This window comes from Chryseobacterium sp. WG14, assembly GCF_024586945.1.
Lineage (GTDB): Bacteria > Bacteroidota > Bacteroidia > Flavobacteriales > Weeksellaceae > Chryseobacterium.
On sequence record NZ_JALCZD010000009.1, the window covers coordinates 18,735 to 39,278 of the forward strand.

A 20,544-nucleotide genomic window follows, 5' to 3' on the forward strand; every position below is an offset into this window, starting at 1 on the left:
GAAGACGAGATTAACTGGTCTTCTTTTATAGATATAGTTTTCAGGGAATTTCCTTGATTACTTACAAACTTTTCAGTTTCTCTTCCAAAATGGCAATTTTATCCTGAGCGTCTTTTTGTTTTTTACGCTCAACTTCTACCACTTCCGGTTTGGCATTAGCCACAAACTTTTCATTGGAAAGTTTCTTTTCAACTGAAATTAAAAACCCTTTTAAATATTTTACTTCTTCTTCAGTTTTAGCTTTTTCTTCTCCCAGATCTAAGTTTTCACTTAAAGGAATAGACACTTCTGTTGCTCCTACCAGGAAGGTAAAACTTGGCTTATCTGTTTTCAATCCAAAATGGATCTCCGAAATATTAGCTAATTTTTTTACCACATTATCATTGGCAAATTCAGAAGCATTTGTAAATATTTCAACTTCTTCTCTTGGAGAAATCCCTTTAGTCTGACGATAATTTCTAACTCCTGAAATCAGTTCTTTTGCAATTTCAAAGTTTCTGATTATTTCTTCATTAAAGATATCTGCATTTTTCTGCTGAGCAATAACAAGAGCTTCTTCCATACTTCTTTCCGAAATCAACTGCCAGATTTCTTCTGACTGGAAAGGCATGAACGGATGAAGCAACTTCATTAATTCTTCAAAGAAAACAATTGTTCTGTCATATACTTCTTTAGAAATCCCTTCTCCATAGTTAGGCTTAATAGCTTCAAGATACCATCCGCAAAAATCATCCCAAATTAATTTATAGATCAAATGCAGGGCATCAGAGATCCTGAATTTATCAAACTGATCATTAATTTCAACAATTGTTTTGTTTAATTTGTTTTCAAACCATTCAATAGCCTGGTGATCTGTAGCTATTGCTGGCTTATCTTCATGCTTCCATCCCTGAATCAAACGGAAGGCACTCCATATTTTTGTCATGAAATTTCTTCCCTGAAGCATTAAATCTTCGTCGAAAAGAAGGTCATTTCCTGCTGCTGAGCTCAATAGGATTCCTACACGAACACCATCAGCACCATATTTATCCATGAGTTCAAGTGGATCCGGAGAGTTTCCTAAAGATTTTGACATCTTTCTTCTCTGCTTATCTCTTACAATTCCTGTGAAATAAACATTTTTAAAAGGAACTTCTTTTCTGTACTCCAACCCAGCCATGATCATTCTTGCCACCCAGAAGAAAATAATATCCGGACCGGTAACCAGATCAGATGTCGGGTAATAATAATTAATATCTTTATTGTCAGGATCAATCAATCCATCGAATACAGATATCGGCCACAGCCATGATGAGAACCAGGTATCTAATGCATCATCATCCTGCTTAAGGCTTTCTGCGGTCAGCTCCTGATTTCCTGTTTTTTGTTTTGCCAGTTCTAAGGCTTCTTCTTTAGTTTCAGCGACTACAAAATCTTCATCTCCTGTACCATAATAATAAGCAGGGATCTGCTGTCCCCACCAAAGCTGACGGGAGATGTTCCAGTCACGGATGTTTTCCATCCAGTGTTTATAGGTGTTTTTAAACTTTTCAGGATAAAATTTTACCTCATCATCCATTACCACATCCAAAGCAGGTTTAGCAATGTCGGACATTTTAAGGAACCACTGTACTGAAATTTTAGGCTCAATAACAGCCCCTGTTCTTTCTGATGTTCCTACTTTATTCACATAATCTTCTGCTTTTAACAAAAGATCCTTTTCTTCTAATTCTTTGGCGATCTGCTTTCTTACTTCAAATCTGTTTTTCCCCGCATAATGAAGACCGTGCTCATTAAGATTTCCGTCATCATCCAGAGCATCAATCATTTTCAGCTGATGTTTCTGACCGATCTCATAGTCATTGGTATCGTGTGCAGGCGTAATTTTTAATGCTCCCGTACCGAATTCAATATCTACATATTCATCTTCAATAATCGGAACGACGCTATTTACAATCGGAACAATTACATTTTTACCTTTCAGATGAGCGTATCTCTCATCATTAGGGTTAATACATACAGCAGTATCTCCGAAAATAGTTTCAGGACGGGTGGTAGCTACTGAAAGAAATTCTTCAGAGCCTTCGATTTTATATTTAAGGAAATAAAGCTTCCCGTTCTGTTCTTTAAATATGACCTCTTCATCTGAGATATTGGTTTTTGCTTCCGGATCCCAGTTTACCATTCTGTAGCCTCTGTAGATTAATCCTTTATTATAAAGATCTACAAAGCTTTTAATCACCTGTTGTGAAAGTTTGTCTTCCAAGGTAAAACGGGTTCTGTCCCAATCGCATGAACATCCTAATTTTTTTAGCTGCTCAAGGATGGTTCCTCCATATTTATTCGTCCATTCCCAGGCATGCTCCAGGAATTGTTCACGGGTAATATCTGACTTACTGATTCCTTCAGACTTCAGTTTAGCAACAACTTTAGCTTCGGTAGCAATGGAAGCGTGGTCTGTTCCCGGAATCCAACAAGCATTAAATCCACGCATTCTTGCACGACGGACCAGAACATCTTGAATGGTATTGTTCAGCATATGTCCCATGTGTAATATCCCCGTAACGTTTGGCGGAGGTATTACCACAGTATATGGAGGTTTCTCATTAGGTTCTGAGTGGAAATACTTATTTTCCAACCAGTAATTGTACCATTTTTGTTCTGTTTCCTGTGGATTGTACTTTTCTGAAATCTGCATAAATTCTATTTCTTTGGCTTGCAATTTGCAAAAATAGTCTAAAGAAAAAAATTTTTAAGCATGAATTAAAATAATTTTTAACTTTGTTTCACAAAATTTATCTAACAAACATATTAACATTCAAGAATATGAAGAAATTAATTGCAGGAATTGCTTTATTCGGAACATTTGCTCTGGCATCTGCACAAACTATTACATTTGATAAAACTACTTTCGACTACGGTACTATTAAGCCTAATGCTGATGGGACAAGGTTTTTTACAGTAACAAACACTGGGGATAAGCCTTTGATCATTTCAAATGTAAAACCTTCTTGCGGGTGTACAACTCCGGAATTCAGCCAGGATCCTATCATGCCAGGAAAATCTGCTAAGATCAAAGTTGGATACAACACAGCTCTTAACGGAGGATTCAACAAAATGATTGAAGTTTTCTCTAATGACCCTGCCAACAGCAGAAGTGTAATTTACATTAAAGGTAATGTAGATGCTAACGCCCCTGAAGCAAAAGTATTAACTCCTGCTGAGCAGAAAGAAGCTGCAAAAGCTGAGAAAAAAGCTGCAAAACTAGCTAAGAAAGCTGCAGTGAAGTAAATTCTACTTAAAAAATAAAAGAACCGTCTCCCTGGAGGCGGTTTTTTTATTACATTTATATTTAATGGTTGATGGCTGATGGCTGATGGCTGATGGCTGATGGCTGATGGCTAGCAAAGATCTTTTAATCTTTTAATCTTTTAATCTTTATAATATATGGACACCAATTTCTCAGATGACTTTCAGGTAAAGGGCACATTCTCAATAAAAAAAACGCCAACATCTTATAAGGGAAAACTTACCAAAGAAGAAGGGGCGCAATTGTTAATTAAAGAAAAAGAAAAGCTTCGCGAACTGCAGGAAAAGCTATATGCAGATGGCAGCCAGTCTCTGCTTGTTGTATTGCAGGCAATGGATGCTGCCGGGAAAGACAGTATGATAGAACATGTTTTTGGAGGCGTAAACCCACAAGGCTGTAATGTAACCAGTTTTAAAACGCCAAGTTCCCGGGAATATTCCCATGATTTTTTATGGAGGCATTATCTGGCTCTACCTCAGAAAGGAATGATTGGAATTTTCAACCGTTCACATTATGAAAGTGTCCTGGTATGTAAAGTACATCCTGAATATAACCTAAGTGAGAAAACCTGGTCTTCGGTAAAAGATTTTGATACTAAGTTCTGGGAAAACCGATATGAAAGCATCAGAAATTTCGAAAAGCATCTTTCGCAAAACGGAACAACCATTATTAAGATCTTTCTGAATGTGTCTAAAGATGAGCAGAAGAAAAGGTTACTGGACAGAATTAATGAACAGGAAAAAAACTGGAAATTTTCTACCGGAGACCTTCCGGAAAGAGTGCTATTTGATCAGTATATGGAAGCTTACGAGACAGCCATCAATGAAACTTCCAAGGATCACGCTCCATGGTATGTACTTCCTGCCGACAATAAATGGTTTGCCAGAGTGGCCGCTATACAGATCATCATTGATACTCTTGAAAAGATGAATTTGAAATATCCGGAACTTTCTGAAAAAAACAAGCAGAGTCTTATAGATTCTAAAAACATTCTTGAGAACGAATAATTATTTAATAAAATCAATTATTTTATATAATATTTTTAATATAAATACATAATAATGTGAATAATTTTCTATTTATATTATTTTTTTTATATTCATTATTATAATTTTGCACCTATATCATTAAAACTTAACTATGAAAAAACAGCTCTTGCCATCAGCCTTTATTCTCTTAGGTGTCCCGTCCTAAAATAAGTCGGTTTTCTGTCAACTTATTTTAGGACGGGACAAAATTAAAAAAATAAGCGGAGAAAAATCTCCGCTTATTTTTTTATACTATGAGTATCTTCAATATAAGAAAAATACGAGAAAATCTATAAGCCGGATTTTGTGCTTCCGAAGAAGTGCCTGTTATTTATCTACGTCTTACATTACTGCAAGACTTGAGCTGATTACCCCTCGGCTTTCAGGACGAGCCGCCCCTATTTCCATTACTGAAAAGAACCGATATACTTACCATTGCACCGCAAAGAGTTTACCTGGTTTCACTACAGCCGAACTGTACCTGCTTTCTGTTGCACTTGTCCTACCCTCACGGGTGACGGATGTTATCCGCTTTGCTGCTCTATGGTGTCCGGACTTTCCTACCCTTGCCGAAACAAGAATCAACAGGCCGATTTTCTCGCGGATGCAAAGATACATAAATTTAAGGAAGGCTGAAAAACTGAGTAGATAAATAAGTTAATCGCCTTTTTAAGTATTTGCCCAATATAATTCTTCATCTATTAACACATTATTATTATCTTCGTGGCATTATACATCTATGAATTCCAGGGAAAAAGAATTTGCGCAGCTTATTAAAGATAATCAGGGTCTGATTATTAAGGTATCTCGCTTATATACTAATTCTCTTGAAGATGAAGAAGATCTCTTCCAGGAAATCGTTTTACAGCTTTGGAGAAGTTATGATTCTTTTAAAGGAAATTCCAAAATTTCGACGTGGATGTATCGTGTAGCGCTTAATACAGCCATTACTCTTTTCAGAAAAAAAAGCAAAAGCCTTCCTACGAATGAACTGGACATCAACCACAGAGACTTTGTGGAAGATGATGATGAAAAACAACAACAGATTTCGCTTTTGTATACTGTAATCAAGACTCTTCCTAATATAGAAAGAGCCATTGTCATGATGTATCTTGACGATCTGCCTTACAAGGATATTGCAGAAAACCTCGGAATTACCGAAGTCAATGCACGTGTGAAAATGAACAGATTAAAGAAAACCCTTAAAGAACAGATGGAAAAATATGCCTGAATTTGATTTAGATAGCTTTAAGAAAACATGGCAGGAACAGCCTGTGCAGCCAAAATATGACAACACTGAAATCCTTCAGATGTTGAATAGAAAATCACGCAATTATATAAAGTATATTTTCTGGATCAGTGTTGTAGAATTCCTGTTTTTCTCTGTCTTAGGTCTGTTTTATTTCTTTCAGGAAGAAGAATCAGACAGCTTCCGTAATGTATTGGAAAGACTGGGCGCACAGGGAGCACCTGAAGTAGAAGATAATTTTGGCCACGTTTATTTAGCTATAAAGATTTTAAGCCTGCTCATCACTGCATATTTTGTATTGAAATTCTATCAGAACTACCGTAAAATAAAGATTGAAGAAAATCTTAAAGGACTTATTACGAAAATTATTAAATTCAAGAAAACTGTGAATGCATTTATTCTTATCAGTATTGTTCTTCTGGTAGCTTTTACCTTTGTATTAATTGCTTTTATATTTTATACTTTAAACTCTCAGAATATACAGCCTACCAATTCTAATCTCACCATCATTATCGTTGGAATTGTAGTGAGTACACTTCTTGCCGTATCAATGATCTGGTTTTATTACAAATTGGTGTATGGAAGTATCATTAAAAAGCTAGACAAAAATCTGGACCAGCTGAAAAGAATAGATTCCGAGGAAAATTAATACGGCCAGCCCATAGTTAAAGATATATTTGTTAAATTTATTTAACCAAATCTTATACTATGCCATTATCTTATGTCTACGGAGCTTCTGAAATTCCGTTATTAGGACAAACTATCGGAGGAAATCTTAAAAATACAGTTGAAAAATACCCCAACCAGGAAGCATTAGTCTGTGTTCATCAGAATTACAGAGCCACTTATCAGGAATTTTATAATCAGACAACCGCCATTGCAAAAGCCCTATTATTTTTAGGAGCAAAATCCGGAGACCGGATCGGGATATGGTCTGCTAATAGATATGAATGGGTACTTTTACAATATGCTACTGCCAGGATAGGAACCATTTTAGTCAACATCAACCCTGCCTATAGAACCCATGAACTTACCTATGTTCTCAACCAGTCTGAGGTTCGCTTTATTTTTTCTTCATTAAGCTTTAAGTCCAGTAATTATAAGGAAATGGTAGAGTATGCAAAAGAAGTATGCCCCAGCCTTGAACATGAAATTTTCTTTGACGAAAACTGGGATGATTTTGTGAATAACGGACAGAATATTTCAGATGAGGTCCTTCACAGCTTTGAGGAACATGTACAGTTTGACGATCCTGTTAATATTCAGTATACCTCAGGTACTACGGGATTTCCAAAAGGAGTCACGTTATCCCACCATAATATTTTAAATAATGGATACTTTATTGGAATAAGGTTGAGATACACAGAAAAAGACCGGGTCTGTATTCCCGTTCCTTTCTATCACTGTTTTGGAATGGTTATCGGAAACATATGCTGTACTGCCCACGGAGCCTGTATGGTTATTCCTAATGACAGTTTTGATCCCGATAAGACCTTAAAAACGGTTTCTGATGAAAAATGTACCTCATTATATGGTGTCCCTACTATGTTTATTGCAGAACTGGCCGTTAAAGATTTTGATACTTATAATTTTTCAAGTTTAAGAACCGGTGTTATGGCAGGATCTGTCTGTCCGCCGGAAATCATGAAAAAAGTTGAAAACCTTATGAACATCAAAGAAATGAGCATCTGTTACGGAATGACGGAAACTTCTCCTGTTTCCACTCAGACGCTGATAGGAACTCCTTTGGAAAAGCAGATCAGTACAGTAGGAACAGTGCAGGATCATTTGGAAATAAAAATCGTTGACGAAAATGGAAGAATACTAAAACGGGGAGAACATGGTGAGCTATGTACCAGAGGCTATTCCGTCATGTTAAAATACTGGAATGATCCTGAAAATACAAAAAAGGTACTGGATAACGCCCGATGGATGCACACGGGAGATATGGCCGTAATGGATAAGGACGGATACATTACGATTTCAGGAAGAATCAAAGATCTTATTATCAGGGGTGGAGAAAATATTTCACCAAAGGAAATTGAAGATTTCCTATATACCTACACTCATATTCTTGATGTTCAAATCATTGGCGTACCCAGTGAAAAATTTGGAGAAGAAATAATGGCGTGGGTCAAGGTGAGAAAAGGTTTTACAATCACAGAAGAAGAGCTGTTGGATTATTGCAAAGGAAAAATTGCACATTATAAAGTCCCAAAGTATTGGAAATTTGTAGATGAATTCCCAATGACCATTTCCGGAAAGGTAAGAAAAGTAGAAATGAGAGAGATTTCTATGAAGGAATTAGGAATGGAAAATTCAAGAAATTCGTAAAAAATCTGGAATCACCCACTGTAAAGGAAAAAAAGGAAAAAAAAGCGTTCCTTTTTTTTATGAAAAAATTTATAAAAAAGCGGAATGGGTTCATCATTTAATTGGTGAACTTTATTTTTTTTGAAAAAATTTTTCATTCATCAGGTTTTTATATAAAAAGTTAGAATTATTTAAGACACTTTTTAGTGAAAAGCTCTTAAACAAGGGATTTACAGCCACTATAAAACTTATTAAACATTCAATGTCTGTTTTTGATATTTAATGTGAATATATTATCTATTTTAAGGAAAATACATACATATGATAAACAAAATTTGTTTTTTTCTCCTTTCCAATTGAGTAGTGTAGAATAAAATCCTATATTTAGACCAGACAAAAAAACTAATAATGAAGATCGGACTGGCAATTTGTGCTTTACTGCTTACGATAAGTATATGTGCACAAAAAATTTCAGGAACTGTCAAAAATGAAAACAAGGAAGTTATTTCTTACTGTTCAATAAGCTTTGGGAATGAAAACATAAGTACTATTACCGATAGTAATGGTAACTATTCTTTAGAAATTCCTCAAAATGCCAATAAAAATGACGAGATCATTTTTGAATCCAATGGCTATGAAAGTAAAAACCTGAGCATAAACGAAATAACTCAAAACTCCAATATTATATTAAACAAGAGAGTATATGCTATCCAGGAAATTAATGTAAGCGGAAAAAAGACCAAAAGAGAAACCATAGGTGCAGAAAAAAGACCTATGCTTACCTTCTCTAAAATGTTTGATAAAAACAAACCTACCGTTGAACAGGGGCAGATATTTGATATCTATAACTGGACAAAGCTTAACAGCTATAACTTTTATATTATTCCAAGCTCCAGGTTCAAAGAAATAACTTTAAAGCTCAACATATATAGTGTTAAAGATGGATTGCCTTATCAAAGTCTCCTTAATGAAAATATTATATATAAGACCGGCACAACAGGTTGGCAGAATATCGATCTGCAACAATACAGACTGATTTATACAGATTCAGATAAATTGGCTATTACCCTGCAGCTTGTAGATTATATACAGGATGATACTATTGATTTCGTCTTTGGAATCTCTGCTAAAAAAACCTTATCCAATAATCTGCTTTATCGTTATCAGAGCCAGGGAAAATGGGAGGCCAGTAAAGGAAGTTTTATTTCAAATATCGATATTAATTATAATAAAGATCAACGCGAGAAGATCAGTACGGCGAAGAATCAGAATAAAGCGGTCTCTAAAAGTACTGAATAAAGAACTCTTCTAACTTTATACGGATAATTACTGTAATGTAATGCACGATGTTCTTTTGGAGCAGTATATCGTTATATTTTTAAACCAATGAGCTGATCTTTCAGTTAAACATTGATAAACAAGGTATTATATAATAAATACATATAAAAAAGCGGAAACCGAAAAGCTAACGAGTAGGTAAATTATTTAATTTTTTTTAACCATGAGCAAAAAGCTTACAAAAAAGTTAACTCTTAAAAAAGAGAAGTTATCTCAATTAAACTCTGACGAAATGAAATCAGTAAAAGCTGGAAAAGAGGCAGTATTATCTATTTTCGATTGTACACACTGGACGTGTACAGCTGGAAGCAGCAGATCTACAAACCTTTGCGTTTGTACTGAAATCTAATACTTCACAAAAGTACTAAAGCTACTCCTCCGGGAGTAGCTACTTTTTAATAACTAGTTATGGCAAATAAATTAAAAATAGGGCTTTTGGAATTTGGTATACGAGAGAATTCTCTTAATAATTCTAAAAAATCATTGTACGATATCATTGAATATGCAACCCGAGCAGACGAGCTTGGTTTTTCGAGGTTCTGGGTTACTGAAAATTATTTTTCAAAAGCACATGACATGGCCTGGTCTACTCCTGAAATGCTTCTACCCATACTATTGGGATTAACGGATAAGATAAAGATAGGGATTGCTGGGGTTATTATGCCATTACAAAGTCCATTCAGAGTAGCTCATAATTATAAACTATTATCCAGCCTATATCCTAAGAGGCTAGATCTTGGTTTTGTAAAAGGGCTGGTAGGAGAATATGATCTTCAATACTTTAACGTAGACGTTGATAAAGACAGTTATTTTTCCTCATTTCTTCCGAAGCTGGAATCTACATTACGGTTTCTGAGAGAAGAAAATGAACTGTTGAAAGAAAATTTAATTATCCCGCCTTACAAGGGAAATATTCCTGATGTATGGTATATGGGATCTTCACATTCGGGGTTGAAAGTAGCACTGCAACATGACCTCAATTTTGCAAGATCTATATTTCATGGAGAATCCAACAAGGATTATCTTAAAGAAGAGCTGCAAAACTTCAGAACAGAATACAAAGCAAAACATGGCAAAGATCCGGCTATGGTATTAACGTTTTCCGGATGCTGCCATAAAACCAAACAAAAAGCATTAAAAGTAGCAAAAAGCAGTACTAATGGTGCCATAGACAATATAAGCCTTATTGGTGACGGAAGCTTTTTTCAGGAAAAATTGCTGGAATTTAAAGAACTGTACGGATACAATGAATTTATGTTCAATAATGTTTCCAGAACACACAAAGATTCTCTAACAGCTATCGAAATATTAAGCCAATATGTATAAAGATAAAATTGATTTTTTTTTAAGCGAGATTTCAAAAAAATGTATTGAAGATAAAGGAGACAATATCACGTTCAGTCTGGGGAGCAATTACTACTCCTTATTCTATAATAATGATATAGAAATTGAAAAAATTGAAAGTCTGATAGATCTGGCTTCTGAAGATACTTATTATTCTTTTGCCAGCGGGAGTTTAGCGGTGATCTATTTTATGAGGCTCCTGCATACTTCCAATATCATTACAGATGAGGATATTGATGCCATAGAAGAAGATTCTATAGAATTCTTTTTAGAATTGATTCCCATCTATGCAGGCAAAAAAGAGTATGATTTATTTACAGGGCTGATCGGATTAGGTCTTTACTTTCTGGAAATCCAGAAATTCGATACAGTTGCAAAAATAGTGTCTTATATTGACCATTTAAAACATGAACACAACAAATCCATTTTCTGGGTTGACAATATAACAAAAGAAGAAAATATCTGCGATCTGGGCCTTGCCCATGGTCTTCCTTCTATCATATCCTTTTTAACGGAATGCTATCATAAAGGCTGTGAAAAAGAAACCTGTAAAAGACTGATTCAGGGAGCGGTTAATTTTCTTACTGAACTGTATGAGGAGAATAAAGATTCTCAGCATATTTTCCCTTCAAAAATTAATGTCGTTACCCGCAAAAAACAGCTGTCAAACAGGCTGGCGTGGTGCTATGGTGATTTAGGTATTGCGATAGGTATATGGAAAGCTTATACTGTTTTACAGGATGAAGACCTGAGAGCAATGAGTCTTTCTATTATTTTAAATTCATCAAAAATCAGACTGGATAACGCCGGGGTTTTTTACAGTCACAAAAATGATTGTATAGACACTGGGATCTGTCACGGATCATCGGGAATTTCACATATTTTCAATAAGTTTTACAGAGTATGTAAGCGGGAAGAGCTTAAAGAAGCACATGATTACTGGATGGCTATTACTCTTCAGCAACTGGGCAAAGGAACCAAGTTTCCTTATGATCTGAAAAATGATGAATGGGTAGAGCATACCGGGTTACTGGAAGGAATTTCAGGAGTAGGAATGGTATTACTGGATTATCAGTATCCCGAGAAAGCTAAGGATTGGGATAAAATTTATTTAATGAACATAGAATGAAATACAACGACATAGAAAAGCTGAACTTTTACCTATTGAGGACTCCTCTTTTTCCACAAAAAAGTATTGATACATGGGAAGAAGACATCAATAGTGAAAACTTTCGTAAGGCGATTTATTTATCTTCACCGGATCTCTATGAGCAGCTTGTCAATTGGGATGAAAAAAAACTTTCGAAAGAAAAAGCAGATAAAATAAAAAAATCTTTGCTGAAATACTGGCTTAGGATACATTTCAGAACCATTCCCTTTGGGACCAATGCAGGAGTAAGCATGGGACAATGGGATAATGATACTCTTATCACACTGGATAAAAGTCAGGATAAGATTTATGCACGATTGGATATGCAGCTGATGCATGATATCATTACAGAACTGGAACAAAAAATGTTTGTAAGACAGATCTGTAAGTTCTACACCAATAATACCATATACAATACCAAAAACAAATACCGCTATATTGAGTCTTCCGCCAATAGCGGAGGATTGAAATATGAAGTTATTTCCACAGAGAAAAATAAGTACCTGAATTCTATTATAAAAGCCTGTACTAACGGGTTGGAGTTATCATCGATCATAGAAATACTGATAAAGCAGGATATTTCTTATGAAGACAGTTTTGATTATATCAATGAACTAATAGATTCCAAAATTCTTGTCAGTGAACTTTCACCAAAAGTTACTGACAAGAATTTCCAGGATTTTATCTATCAGTTTTTAAAAGAACTGAAAATTCTTGCAACTGAAGAAAATAATGCTGATATAGCTTTTATTCACCATATCATTAGCATATTTGAAATTGTTCAAAAAATAAATATAACCAATGACATTGATGATGCTGTTGAGAAAATCACTCAAATTTTAACCGAAACAGGCATTAAAAGCTATAAAAAAAATATTATTCAGACAGACCTTCTAAAAGGTAAGGCATCCAACACACTGAACAATACTATTTTTAAAGATTTCAAAAAAGTACTTTCCACAGTTTTTAAAATTGGGGCACCGGATACGATTGATGCCCTGGAGAGTTTTAAAAATGTATTTCTTGAAAGATATGATCAGCAGGAAATTCCTTTATTGTTAGCACTTGATCCATTGTCAGGGATCAATTATCCTATACATTCGGATAATGATGTTTCGGATTTGATTGGAGGCATCCAGTTCAAGTCTCAAAATAACTCCAATATTATTCAGGGATCTGTAAAATGGAATCAGTTTTTGGGTGAAAAATTAATTAATGCCATCAAGAACAACGAAGATAAAATTATAATCACTCAAGATGAGGTAGCTCCCTTTTCAGAAGAGAATAAGAACATTCCTTTTTCAATGTCTTCTCTTGTACAGGTATATCAGGACCAGAAAGGGCAACCTGTCATTTTCCATAAATTTAGTGACGGGCCTTCATCCTCTACTTATCTGGGGCGTTTCTGTCATTTGGATAATGAGCTGGAAGAATCGGTAAAACAGGCTTTGCAACAGGAGGAAAACTTCTTTGAAAATCAGATTATTGCTGAAGTTGTGCATAATCCACAACCAAGGGTAGGCAATATTCTACTCAGACCCCATTTGAGAAACTATGAAATTCCGATCCTTAATCTCCAGCATTCAGACAGTGAGCCTATCTATCTGAATGACCTTATGATTTCTATCAAGAACAACAGGGTTGTCCTTCGTTCCAAAAAGTACAATAAAGAGGTCATTCCAAGTCTTTCATCTGCCCATAATTATAGTTTACATAAAGTACCGCTGTATCATTTCTTATGTGATCTTCAGTATCAGAATATCACCCCGTCTTATAACTGGAATTGGGGAATGTTCAGCAATTATGACTATTTACCCCGAATAATGGTTAATAACGTTATATTGTCAAGAACATCATGGCAACTGTCATATGAGAAAATATTCAATGGAAAACAGGCTTCAGTGAATATGCTCCGAGACCATCTGAAAGAAAGGAATATTCCAGAAATCTTCACCTTCTCAGAGAGGGATATGGAACTTCCTGTTTTCATGAACAATACACTTTCTCTGGAAATTTTACTGGATCATCTTGTGAAGGAGAAGAAAATAAGGGTTTTCGAAAACCTTGCCAATCAATATGAAAGTGTAGCCAAAGATGCGGAAGGAAACATCCATAGCAATGAGATTGTCATTCCATGGCATAACCTGAGCAGTAAGAAAAACAAAGAGCTTTCTCTTTTTTCTGTTAAAAATACAATTACCAGAAATTTTATTCCGGGAAGCGAATGGCTTTTCTATAAAATCTATAGCAGTACCAAGGTTTCGGATCAGATCATTAAAGATTCCATCTATAAATTTGCCAGTGGGCTCATTAAAAAAGGGATTATAAAAAAATGGTTTTTCATCCGTTACAGCGATCCGGACCATCATATCAGAATAAGATTTCTGACAACATCATCGGATCATAATATTTCCAATCAGATCTATCAATTGCTTGATAAATATCTGACACAAGAGATGATTATCCATAAAATTGTTCTGGACACCTACAATAGAGAGATTGAACGATATGGAGAGTCTACCATAGACCATATGGAAAGTATATTTTATTTTGACAGTGAGTGTGTTTGCCAACTATTAAAAGAGGCTGAATTGGCAGAAACCGCTATTTGGAAAGCTGCTATTGTGGGAGTAAACAGAATCCTGAATGATTTTGGTTATGAACAAGCTGAGAAAAGAGATATTATGAATCATTTGGCTAATGGATATGGTATGAGGCTGGATGAAAACTCTAAGGCAGCTTTAAAAGATAAATATAGAAACCATAGAAGTGAAATTTTGGATCTCCTAACGGAAGGGGATGATTTTACTATGATATTAAATAGCAGAACCAGGAAAACGAAAAATTATATCACTGAAGTTAAGGATCTGCAATCCAAACAGATGGTTAAATCATTAGTGATAAGCTATATTCATATGTTTATTAACCGGATGTTTGCTTCGAAACCGAATCTTTATGAGTCCATTCTTTATTATTTCTTACACAAAAGTTATGACTCATTGCTCAATATTAAAAAACTGACGTAGGATGACCAAAATCGCATTAATAAATTGTTATTTCGGAAAAAGCTGGCCTTCTTATTTCAGCCATTTTTTGTTCAGCTGCAAATATAATCCGGATGTTGATTTTATATTATTTACTAATTTAGAAGCTCCTTTTCATGTCCCAAATGTTCATTTTGTGCACATTAAGGATCTTGCTGAATTCAGTACAATAGCGAGTGAAAAACTCAATCTGAATATCAATATTCTGGATGGCTATAAGCTATGTGATTTTAAACCTACTTATGGACTAATTTTTCAGGAATATCTGAAAAATTATGACTTCTGGGGATATTGTGATATCGACATAGTTTTCGGTAATATCCGGTATTTTATGACTGAAAAAATATTGCAGAAATACGATGTTATTTCCCCTCATAAGAACTATCCGGCAGGCTTTTTCACTTTATTGAAAAATAACGAGCAGTGCATTAACCTCTTCAAACAGAGTAAGGATTATGCCCGCATTTTAGAAAATAGCCGCCATTTCTGTTTTGATGAATGTAATTTTGAATTCAGTAAGGTCCATACCACAGATATTACCCAGATTAAGACGGAAATTGAAAGTTTCACTCTTGTGTTAAGGAGACTGGAGCTCCAAAAGGAAATTAAGTATTACCATAAACCCATTGTACAGGAATTTACCTATACCAATGTTGTTCACCATTGGGTAGAGGGCAATATTTTCAATAGCATTACTGAGAAGCAGTATTTATTGATTCATCTTATCAATGTAAAGGACAATCAATTTTTCTTTATAGATCCATTTGAAAGCAAAACTAAATTTTCGATCTCTCCAAAGGGCATCCATTACAAGTTTAGTCCGTGTTCGCATGCTGTAAAAAAAATAAAAAGCAGGATAAAGGAAAACATCAGACAAACCCATTACAGGTTTCTGCTGCTAAAATCAAAATTGCGTTCCTATACTCAAAAAGAGCATATGAATTTTCTGGAAGAACAATCATACAAAATAGGAAAAACACATATTACCTTTTATCCACAAGATAAAAATAAGCTGGTCATTATCAATGAAGCAGACTATACGCTGCACTACAATCAGTTTGTTCTCTATAAAATTAAGGATAACAAATGGATAGGACTCAGTAAAAAAACGATCAGTACAATCGACTTTCATTATAAAAGTGAAGAAAATATTCCTTATAAAATAAACATACACAACATTAAGAAGCGCATTAACGAAAATGCCTATTATATCTATTAAAAATTTCCAGCATCTATGATTGAAAAAGACAGCCACGTAACCTCTTTTAATTTTTTGTTGAAAAAATTTATACAACAAAATATGAAGGCTGGAACAATAAAAAATTATGATATCCCTGTGGATGATTATAATTTTTTGAGCTTCCATACTATATTAAAAGATGATTTTGATATTGAAACCATGGTGGTAAGACTGGAGCTTGAAGATCTTGAAGACCTTCCCTTCCCTGCCATTGCATTTCTGAAGATCAACAGCGGTACTTTTGCGTTAATCAATGATTATAAAGATGGAAAAGTATATTGGGAAAATAAAGAATTTGGAAAACAGATCAATACATTCAGTCTTTTTAAAAGAATAAGTGATACTGTATTTCTGATCTCTTAATTTATACAATAAGCCTGTTTAACTAAATAAAAATTGAGTCACAAAAGCTGAGTGAAACACTATAAACACTTTAGTTTATTTTAAGTTTAAACGGATTGTAAATAAAAAGTACACTTAAGCAAAAAATCTTTGATGTTTTTTAAACTTACGTGAGCGTTAGTGAGCTTATTTTCACAACTTTATTAAACTTAAGTATCCAAGAAACTTTGTAACCTTTGACTACGTCAAATCTCCGATTTGTGGCTAAAATAAAAAGTGTAAACAAATTCAATAAAAAAGGTGAACACCAACGTTCACCTTTTTATATATGTAAAGTATAGTATCTAAAACTATAGCTCTTTTCTTAATCTTGCTACAGGAATATTCAGCTGCTCACGGTATTTTGCAATCGTTCTTCTGGCAATATTATAGCCCTGTTCTTTTAAGATCACTACCAAAGCATCATCAGTAAGTGGTTTTCTCTTATTCTCTTTGCTGATCACTTCCTGAAGATGGGTTTTAATCTCTTTTGTAGAAACTTCCTCCCCGTCATCATTAGTTAAACTATCCGAGAACAGATCTTTAAGGTATACAATACCATTAGGCGTATCAGCATATTTACTTTTTACTACCCTTGAAATGGTAGAAATATCAAATCCTGTAATATCTGCTATATCTTTTAGAATCATCGGTTTCAGCGACTTTTCATCGCCTGTGATAAAGTAATCCTTCTGGAACTTTACAATGGCCGTAATGGTCTGTAAAAGGGTATTCTGACGCTGATTAATGGCATCAATATACCATTTGGCAGCATCAAGTTTTTGTTTAATGAATAAGGCAGCCTGTTTATGCTCAGATGAATTTTTATCATGAGAATACGTGGTAAGAATATCTTTATATTCTTCTGAAACCCTTAACGTAGGCGCATTTTTGCTGTTAAGCATGGGAATTACCAATCCATCTTTCACCTGGATTACAAAATCAGGGATAATTTCCTGATTGATGGTGATGGTCTGGGTATCAAAGTTCCCTCCCACTTTAGGTGATAATTTTGATATTTCATCCAAAGCATCTTTCAGATCCTCCTCTTCAATATCATATTTCTGAATAATCTTGTTATAGTGCTTATTCGTCAATGCATCAAACTGATGCCTCAAAATGCTCGCGGCCAGAGAAACTGCTTTATCCGAGCTTACTTTCTTTTCGATCTGAAGTAATAAACATTCCTGAAGTCCTCTTGCCCCTACTCCTGATGGATCCAGCTTCTGAACATAATTTTCCAGGATATCTTCCACTTTTTCCTTAGTAGTATAGATTCCCTGTGAAAAAGCCAGATCATCAACGATAGACTTGATTTCCCTTCTTAAATACCCATCTGTATCCAGATTTCCAATAAGATATTCTGCAACTTTTAAATCTTCATTGTTAATACTCGCCAAATGAATCTGTTCCATCAGATAATCATATAATGACTGTCCTTCAGTTAAAAGACTTTCATTATCAAATTCTTCGTCGTCCGGAGAATAGTTGCTGGATGCAGTTTTATAGTTGGGTTCGTCGTCATAAATATATTCATTGACATCAAAATCTGTTTCAATGCTATCGGTACCCTCATCCTGATAGGCTTCTTCCAAAGAAGCATAATCATCTTCCTTAGATTCTTCCTTAGCAATTTCTAATGCAGGGTTCTCTTCCAGCTCTCTCTCCAACTCCTCTTCAAATTCAAGAGTATGAAGCTGAATAAGCTTCATCAACTGGATCTGCTGAGGGGCCAGCTTCTGTCCTAATTTGAGTTGTAAGTGTTGTTTAAGCATAGTAATATTGGCGTTTTAACATAACATATTCTACGAATTTAATAAATTTATTTGATAATAAACACATTTAGCACGATTTTTGCATGATAGTTAATATCATAATAAACTACTAAAAAATAAAAAAAGCCTTAAATTTCATTAAGGCTTTTTTTTATTATTCTAGAACTCAGCACTTTTCGGTGTCCTAGGGAAAGGAATTACATCTCTGATATTCGTCATCCCAGTCACAAAAAGAACCAATCTTTCTAATCCCAAACCAAATCCTGCATGGGGAACAGAACCAAACTTACGGGTATCCAGATACCACCAAAGCTCATGCTCATCTACATGCATATCAGTCATTTTCTGTTTTAGTACATCTAATCTTGCTTCTCTTTCAGAACCACCGATGATTTCTCCGATTCCTGGGAAAAGAACATCCATTGCCGCAACAGTTTTGTTGTCGTCATTCAGTTTCATATAGAAAGCTTTGATCTCCTTTGGATAATCAAATAATACTACCGGGCTTTCAAAATGTTTTTCAACAAGATATCTCTCATGTTCAGATTGAAGATCTGTTCCCCATTTTTCAACGGGATACGCGAATTTGCCTTTTTTATTTTCTTTTGAGTTTAATAAAATCTCAATAGCTTCTGTATAGCTTACACGCTTGAAACGCTTAGCAATCACATTCTGAAGTTTTTCAATAAGACCTTCTTTTGCTCTTTCCTTCTCAGGTTTTGTTTTCTGTTCTTCTTCAAAACGCTTATCCAGGAACTCCAGATCATCTTTACAGTTATCCAGCACATACTGAATCACATATTTTAAGAAATCTTCAGCAAGGTCAATGTTATCTTCCAGGTTATTGAAGGCCACTTCCGGCTCAATCATCCAGAATTCAGCAAGGTGTCTTGTTGTATTAGAGTTTTCAGCACGGAAAGTAGGTCCGAATGTATAAATTCTTCCTAATCCCATGGCTGCAGTTTCTCCTTCAAGCTGTCCTGAAACCGTAAGATTCGTTTTTTTACCAAAGAAATCCTGTGAGAAATCAATATCACCTTCTTCTGTTCTTGGCATATTTTCCAGATCAAAGTTGGTAACTCCAAACATTTCTCCGGCTCCTTCTGCATCTGCACCGGTAATTACAGGTGTATTGATGTAGAAGAACTGATTCTGATTAAAAAACGAGTGAACGGCAAAGCTCACTGCATGACGCACTCTGAAAACAGCCCCGAATAAATTGGTCCTGAATCTTAAGTGAGCCTGCTCACGAAGCTTTTCTAAACTGTGTTTTTTAGGTTGAAGAATCGTACTTTGAAGCTCTTCAGTAAAGTTATCTCCTAAAACGATGATCTTTTTAGCAATAATCTCAACGCTTTGGCCAGCACCCTGGCTCTCTACTACTTCACCTACTACTTTAAGGGAAGAAGCAGTACTGATTTTCTTGATAACCTCTTCATCAAAATTTTCGAAATCAACAACTATCTGCAAATTATTAATAGTAGATCCATCATTAAGTGCAATAAAGCGATTAGCACGGAAGGTTCTTACCCATCCGTAAACTGTAATGTCATGATGTAATACTTTCTTGTAATCCTTCAGGATTTCTTTGATCGTCTGCTTTTTCATTTGTTGATGATAAATTTTTGTATAAAAATTAATGTTTGCAAAGTTACAAAAAAACAGCGCAACTTAATGGTTACGCTGTCTTTAAAAATCATTTATCAGGTAATTAAACTTTCTGTTCAGTAAAATTATCTTTTTCACTCTTCTGCATTCGTTTCTAAAGTATAATTTTAATATCCTGAACTTCATAAAATTTGTCCTGACTTGAACCTGGTACACTCACATCATATCACTTTTTAGAGGAATAAGCTGACTTATTCTTGTTTTTTCATAAGAACAGGGCTCTTATGTATGGAAAATAGTTATTAGTTTTTAGTTTTTAAATGATAATTCTGATTCCTCAAGTTCATCATTAGCTCTGTCTTATTCACTTAGAATTCATTCCCTGACATCGCTAATGGTTTCAAACAAACTTTGTTTACTTACAACATAATAAATTACTTTTGGTGATCACTACTCTAACTTTTTAATTCATTCATTAACTCACGTAGGATTTTAATATTTACATTTTTGTACTGTACACATACAAAAATATAAATGCTGTGTTTTTACCTTGAAGCAAAGATGCATAAACCGATGTGATGATCCAAGTGAACACTCTATAGATTCATAAATTTATATACCTAAATTCATGAATTAAAAAACAACAAACAACTAAAAACCAACGCTTTAAAATCAATTCACATTTATCTCACTATTTTATTTCCACTTCATAAAAAACAGCAGTTCTATTCTTTTTTCTAACAGTTCAACTTATCATTTATCAATTTTCTTCACCTCGTTTTTCT

15 protein-coding genes and 1 other RNA gene are annotated in these 20,544 nt (G+C 34.7%); 12 read left to right on the forward strand and 4 right to left on the reverse strand.

Features of this window, described 5'->3' with window-relative positions:
• Positions 1-61 precede the first annotated feature (61 nt).
• A complete protein-coding gene (locus MP478_RS15090; RefSeq protein ID WP_257200892.1) occupies positions 62-2,677 on the reverse strand; it encodes a valine--tRNA ligase in 2,616 nt (871 codons plus the stop codon).
• 128 nt (positions 2,678-2,805) lie between these two features.
• Here MP478_RS15090 and MP478_RS15095 point away from each other — a divergent pair, with 128 nt between their 5' ends.
• Entirely contained in the window at positions 2,806-3,270 is a 465-nt protein-coding gene (locus tag MP478_RS15095; RefSeq protein WP_047488266.1) for a DUF1573 domain-containing protein, read from the forward strand.
• 156 nt (positions 3,271-3,426) lie between these two features.
• Positions 3,427-4,296, forward strand: a complete 870-nt coding sequence (locus tag MP478_RS15100) for a polyphosphate kinase 2 family protein (protein WP_257200893.1) — start codon at positions 3,427-3,429, stop codon at positions 4,294-4,296.
• Positions 4,297-4,594: 298 nt separating this feature from the next.
• Here the strand turns inward: MP478_RS15100 and rnpB are convergent.
• An RNA gene (gene rnpB, locus MP478_RS15105) (RNase P RNA component class A) lies at positions 4,595-4,918 on the reverse strand.
• Between the two features lie 138 nt (positions 4,919-5,056).
• Between rnpB and MP478_RS15110 the strand changes: the two genes are divergently transcribed.
• The 10 genes from MP478_RS15110 to MP478_RS15150 all read left to right on the forward strand — a co-directional run bounded on the left by MP478_RS15110 (position 5,057) and on the right by MP478_RS15150 (position 16,358).
• The gene (locus tag MP478_RS15110; protein ID WP_115970156.1) at positions 5,057-5,548 is read left to right on the forward strand and encodes an RNA polymerase sigma factor; all 492 of its coding nucleotides are present in this window, start codon (positions 5,057-5,059) and stop codon (positions 5,546-5,548) included.
• Positions 5,541-6,215, forward strand: a complete 675-nt coding sequence (locus MP478_RS15115) for a beta-carotene 15,15'-monooxygenase (protein WP_230040488.1) — start codon at positions 5,541-5,543, stop codon at positions 6,213-6,215. The genes MP478_RS15110 and MP478_RS15115 overlap by 8 nt, the downstream gene beginning before the upstream one ends.
• 59 nt (positions 6,216-6,274) lie before the next feature.
• Complete coding sequence (locus MP478_RS15120; protein ID WP_257200894.1) at positions 6,275-7,900, forward strand: AMP-binding protein; 1,626 nt, start codon at positions 6,275-6,277, stop codon at positions 7,898-7,900.
• Positions 7,901-8,287: 387 nt separating this feature from the next.
• Complete coding sequence (locus MP478_RS15125) at positions 8,288-9,178, forward strand: carboxypeptidase-like regulatory domain-containing protein (protein ID WP_257200895.1); 891 nt, start codon at positions 8,288-8,290, stop codon at positions 9,176-9,178.
• Positions 9,179-9,380: 202 nt separating this feature from the next.
• Positions 9,381-9,566 (forward strand): class I lanthipeptide, encoded by a 186-nt coding sequence (locus MP478_RS22605; protein WP_354961270.1) that lies wholly within the window; start codon positions 9,381-9,383, stop codon positions 9,564-9,566.
• A gap of 59 nt (positions 9,567-9,625) precedes the next feature.
• On the forward strand, positions 9,626-10,543 hold the full coding sequence (locus MP478_RS15130; protein ID WP_230040494.1) for an LLM class flavin-dependent oxidoreductase: 918 nt from the start codon (positions 9,626-9,628) through the stop codon (positions 10,541-10,543).
• Positions 10,536-11,690, forward strand: coding sequence for a lanthionine synthetase LanC family protein (locus MP478_RS15135; protein WP_257200896.1), 1,155 nt, complete (start codon positions 10,536-10,538; stop codon positions 11,688-11,690). The genes MP478_RS15130 and MP478_RS15135 overlap by 8 nt, the downstream gene beginning before the upstream one ends.
• Positions 11,687-14,737 (forward strand): lantibiotic dehydratase, encoded by a 3,051-nt coding sequence (locus MP478_RS15140; protein WP_257200897.1) that lies wholly within the window; start codon positions 11,687-11,689, stop codon positions 14,735-14,737. Before MP478_RS15135 ends, MP478_RS15140 begins: the two co-directional genes overlap by 4 nt.
• A 1-nt stretch (position 14,738) precedes the next feature.
• Positions 14,739-15,974: a DUF6625 family protein gene (locus MP478_RS15145; protein WP_306592740.1), complete on the forward strand. Its 1,236-nt coding sequence runs from the start codon at positions 14,739-14,741 to the stop codon at positions 15,972-15,974.
• Positions 15,975-15,989: 15 nt separating this feature from the next.
• The gene (locus MP478_RS15150) at positions 15,990-16,358 is read left to right on the forward strand and encodes a cysteine peptidase family C39 domain-containing protein (RefSeq protein WP_257190784.1); all 369 of its coding nucleotides are present in this window, start codon (positions 15,990-15,992) and stop codon (positions 16,356-16,358) included.
• 329 nt (positions 16,359-16,687) lie between these two features.
• On the opposite strand, the gene rpoN is transcribed toward MP478_RS15150, so the two are convergent.
• Together rpoN and asnS are read right to left on the reverse strand one after the other, a co-directional pair.
• The gene (gene rpoN / locus MP478_RS15155) at positions 16,688-18,151 is read right to left on the reverse strand and encodes an RNA polymerase factor sigma-54 (protein WP_230040504.1); all 1,464 of its coding nucleotides are present in this window, start codon (positions 18,149-18,151) and stop codon (positions 16,688-16,690) included.
• A 159-nt stretch (positions 18,152-18,310) separates the two neighbouring features.
• On the reverse strand, positions 18,311-19,759 hold the full coding sequence (gene asnS, locus MP478_RS15160; RefSeq protein ID WP_230040506.1) for an asparagine--tRNA ligase: 1,449 nt from the start codon (positions 19,757-19,759) through the stop codon (positions 18,311-18,313).
• Between the last annotated feature and the right edge of the window lie 785 nt (positions 19,760-20,544).

Excerpts from the sequence above, each read along its gene's own strand:
- MP478_RS22605 (WP_354961270.1), top strand. The coding sequence starts at position 9,381 with ATGAGCAAAAAGCTTACAAAAAAGTTAACTCTTAAAAAAGAGAAGTTA.
- MP478_RS15090 (WP_257200892.1), bottom strand. The coding sequence starts at position 2,677 with ATGCAGATTTCAGAAAAGTACAATCCACAGGAAACAGAACAAAAATGG.
- MP478_RS15115 (WP_230040488.1), top strand. The coding sequence starts at position 5,541 with ATGCCTGAATTTGATTTAGATAGCTTTAAGAAAACATGGCAGGAACAG.
- MP478_RS15100 (WP_257200893.1), top strand. The coding sequence starts at position 3,427 with ATGGACACCAATTTCTCAGATGACTTTCAGGTAAAGGGCACATTCTCA.
- MP478_RS15145 (WP_306592740.1), top strand. The coding sequence starts at position 14,739 with ATGACCAAAATCGCATTAATAAATTGTTATTTCGGAAAAAGCTGGCCT.
- MP478_RS15110 (WP_115970156.1), top strand. The coding sequence starts at position 5,057 with ATGAATTCCAGGGAAAAAGAATTTGCGCAGCTTATTAAAGATAATCAG.
- MP478_RS15150 (WP_257190784.1), top strand. The coding sequence starts at position 15,990 with ATGATTGAAAAAGACAGCCACGTAACCTCTTTTAATTTTTTGTTGAAA.
- rpoN (WP_230040504.1), bottom strand. The coding sequence starts at position 18,151 with ATGCTTAAACAACACTTACAACTCAAATTAGGACAGAAGCTGGCCCCT.
- MP478_RS15120 (WP_257200894.1), top strand. The coding sequence starts at position 6,275 with ATGCCATTATCTTATGTCTACGGAGCTTCTGAAATTCCGTTATTAGGA.
- asnS (WP_230040506.1), bottom strand. The coding sequence starts at position 19,759 with ATGAAAAAGCAGACGATCAAAGAAATCCTGAAGGATTACAAGAAAGTA.
- MP478_RS15095 (WP_047488266.1), top strand. The coding sequence starts at position 2,806 with ATGAAGAAATTAATTGCAGGAATTGCTTTATTCGGAACATTTGCTCTG.
- MP478_RS15130 (WP_230040494.1), top strand. The coding sequence starts at position 9,626 with ATGGCAAATAAATTAAAAATAGGGCTTTTGGAATTTGGTATACGAGAG.
- MP478_RS15135 (WP_257200896.1), top strand. The coding sequence starts at position 10,536 with ATGTATAAAGATAAAATTGATTTTTTTTTAAGCGAGATTTCAAAAAAA.
- MP478_RS15125 (WP_257200895.1), top strand. The coding sequence starts at position 8,288 with ATGAAGATCGGACTGGCAATTTGTGCTTTACTGCTTACGATAAGTATA.
- MP478_RS15140 (WP_257200897.1), top strand. The coding sequence starts at position 11,687 with ATGAAATACAACGACATAGAAAAGCTGAACTTTTACCTATTGAGGACT.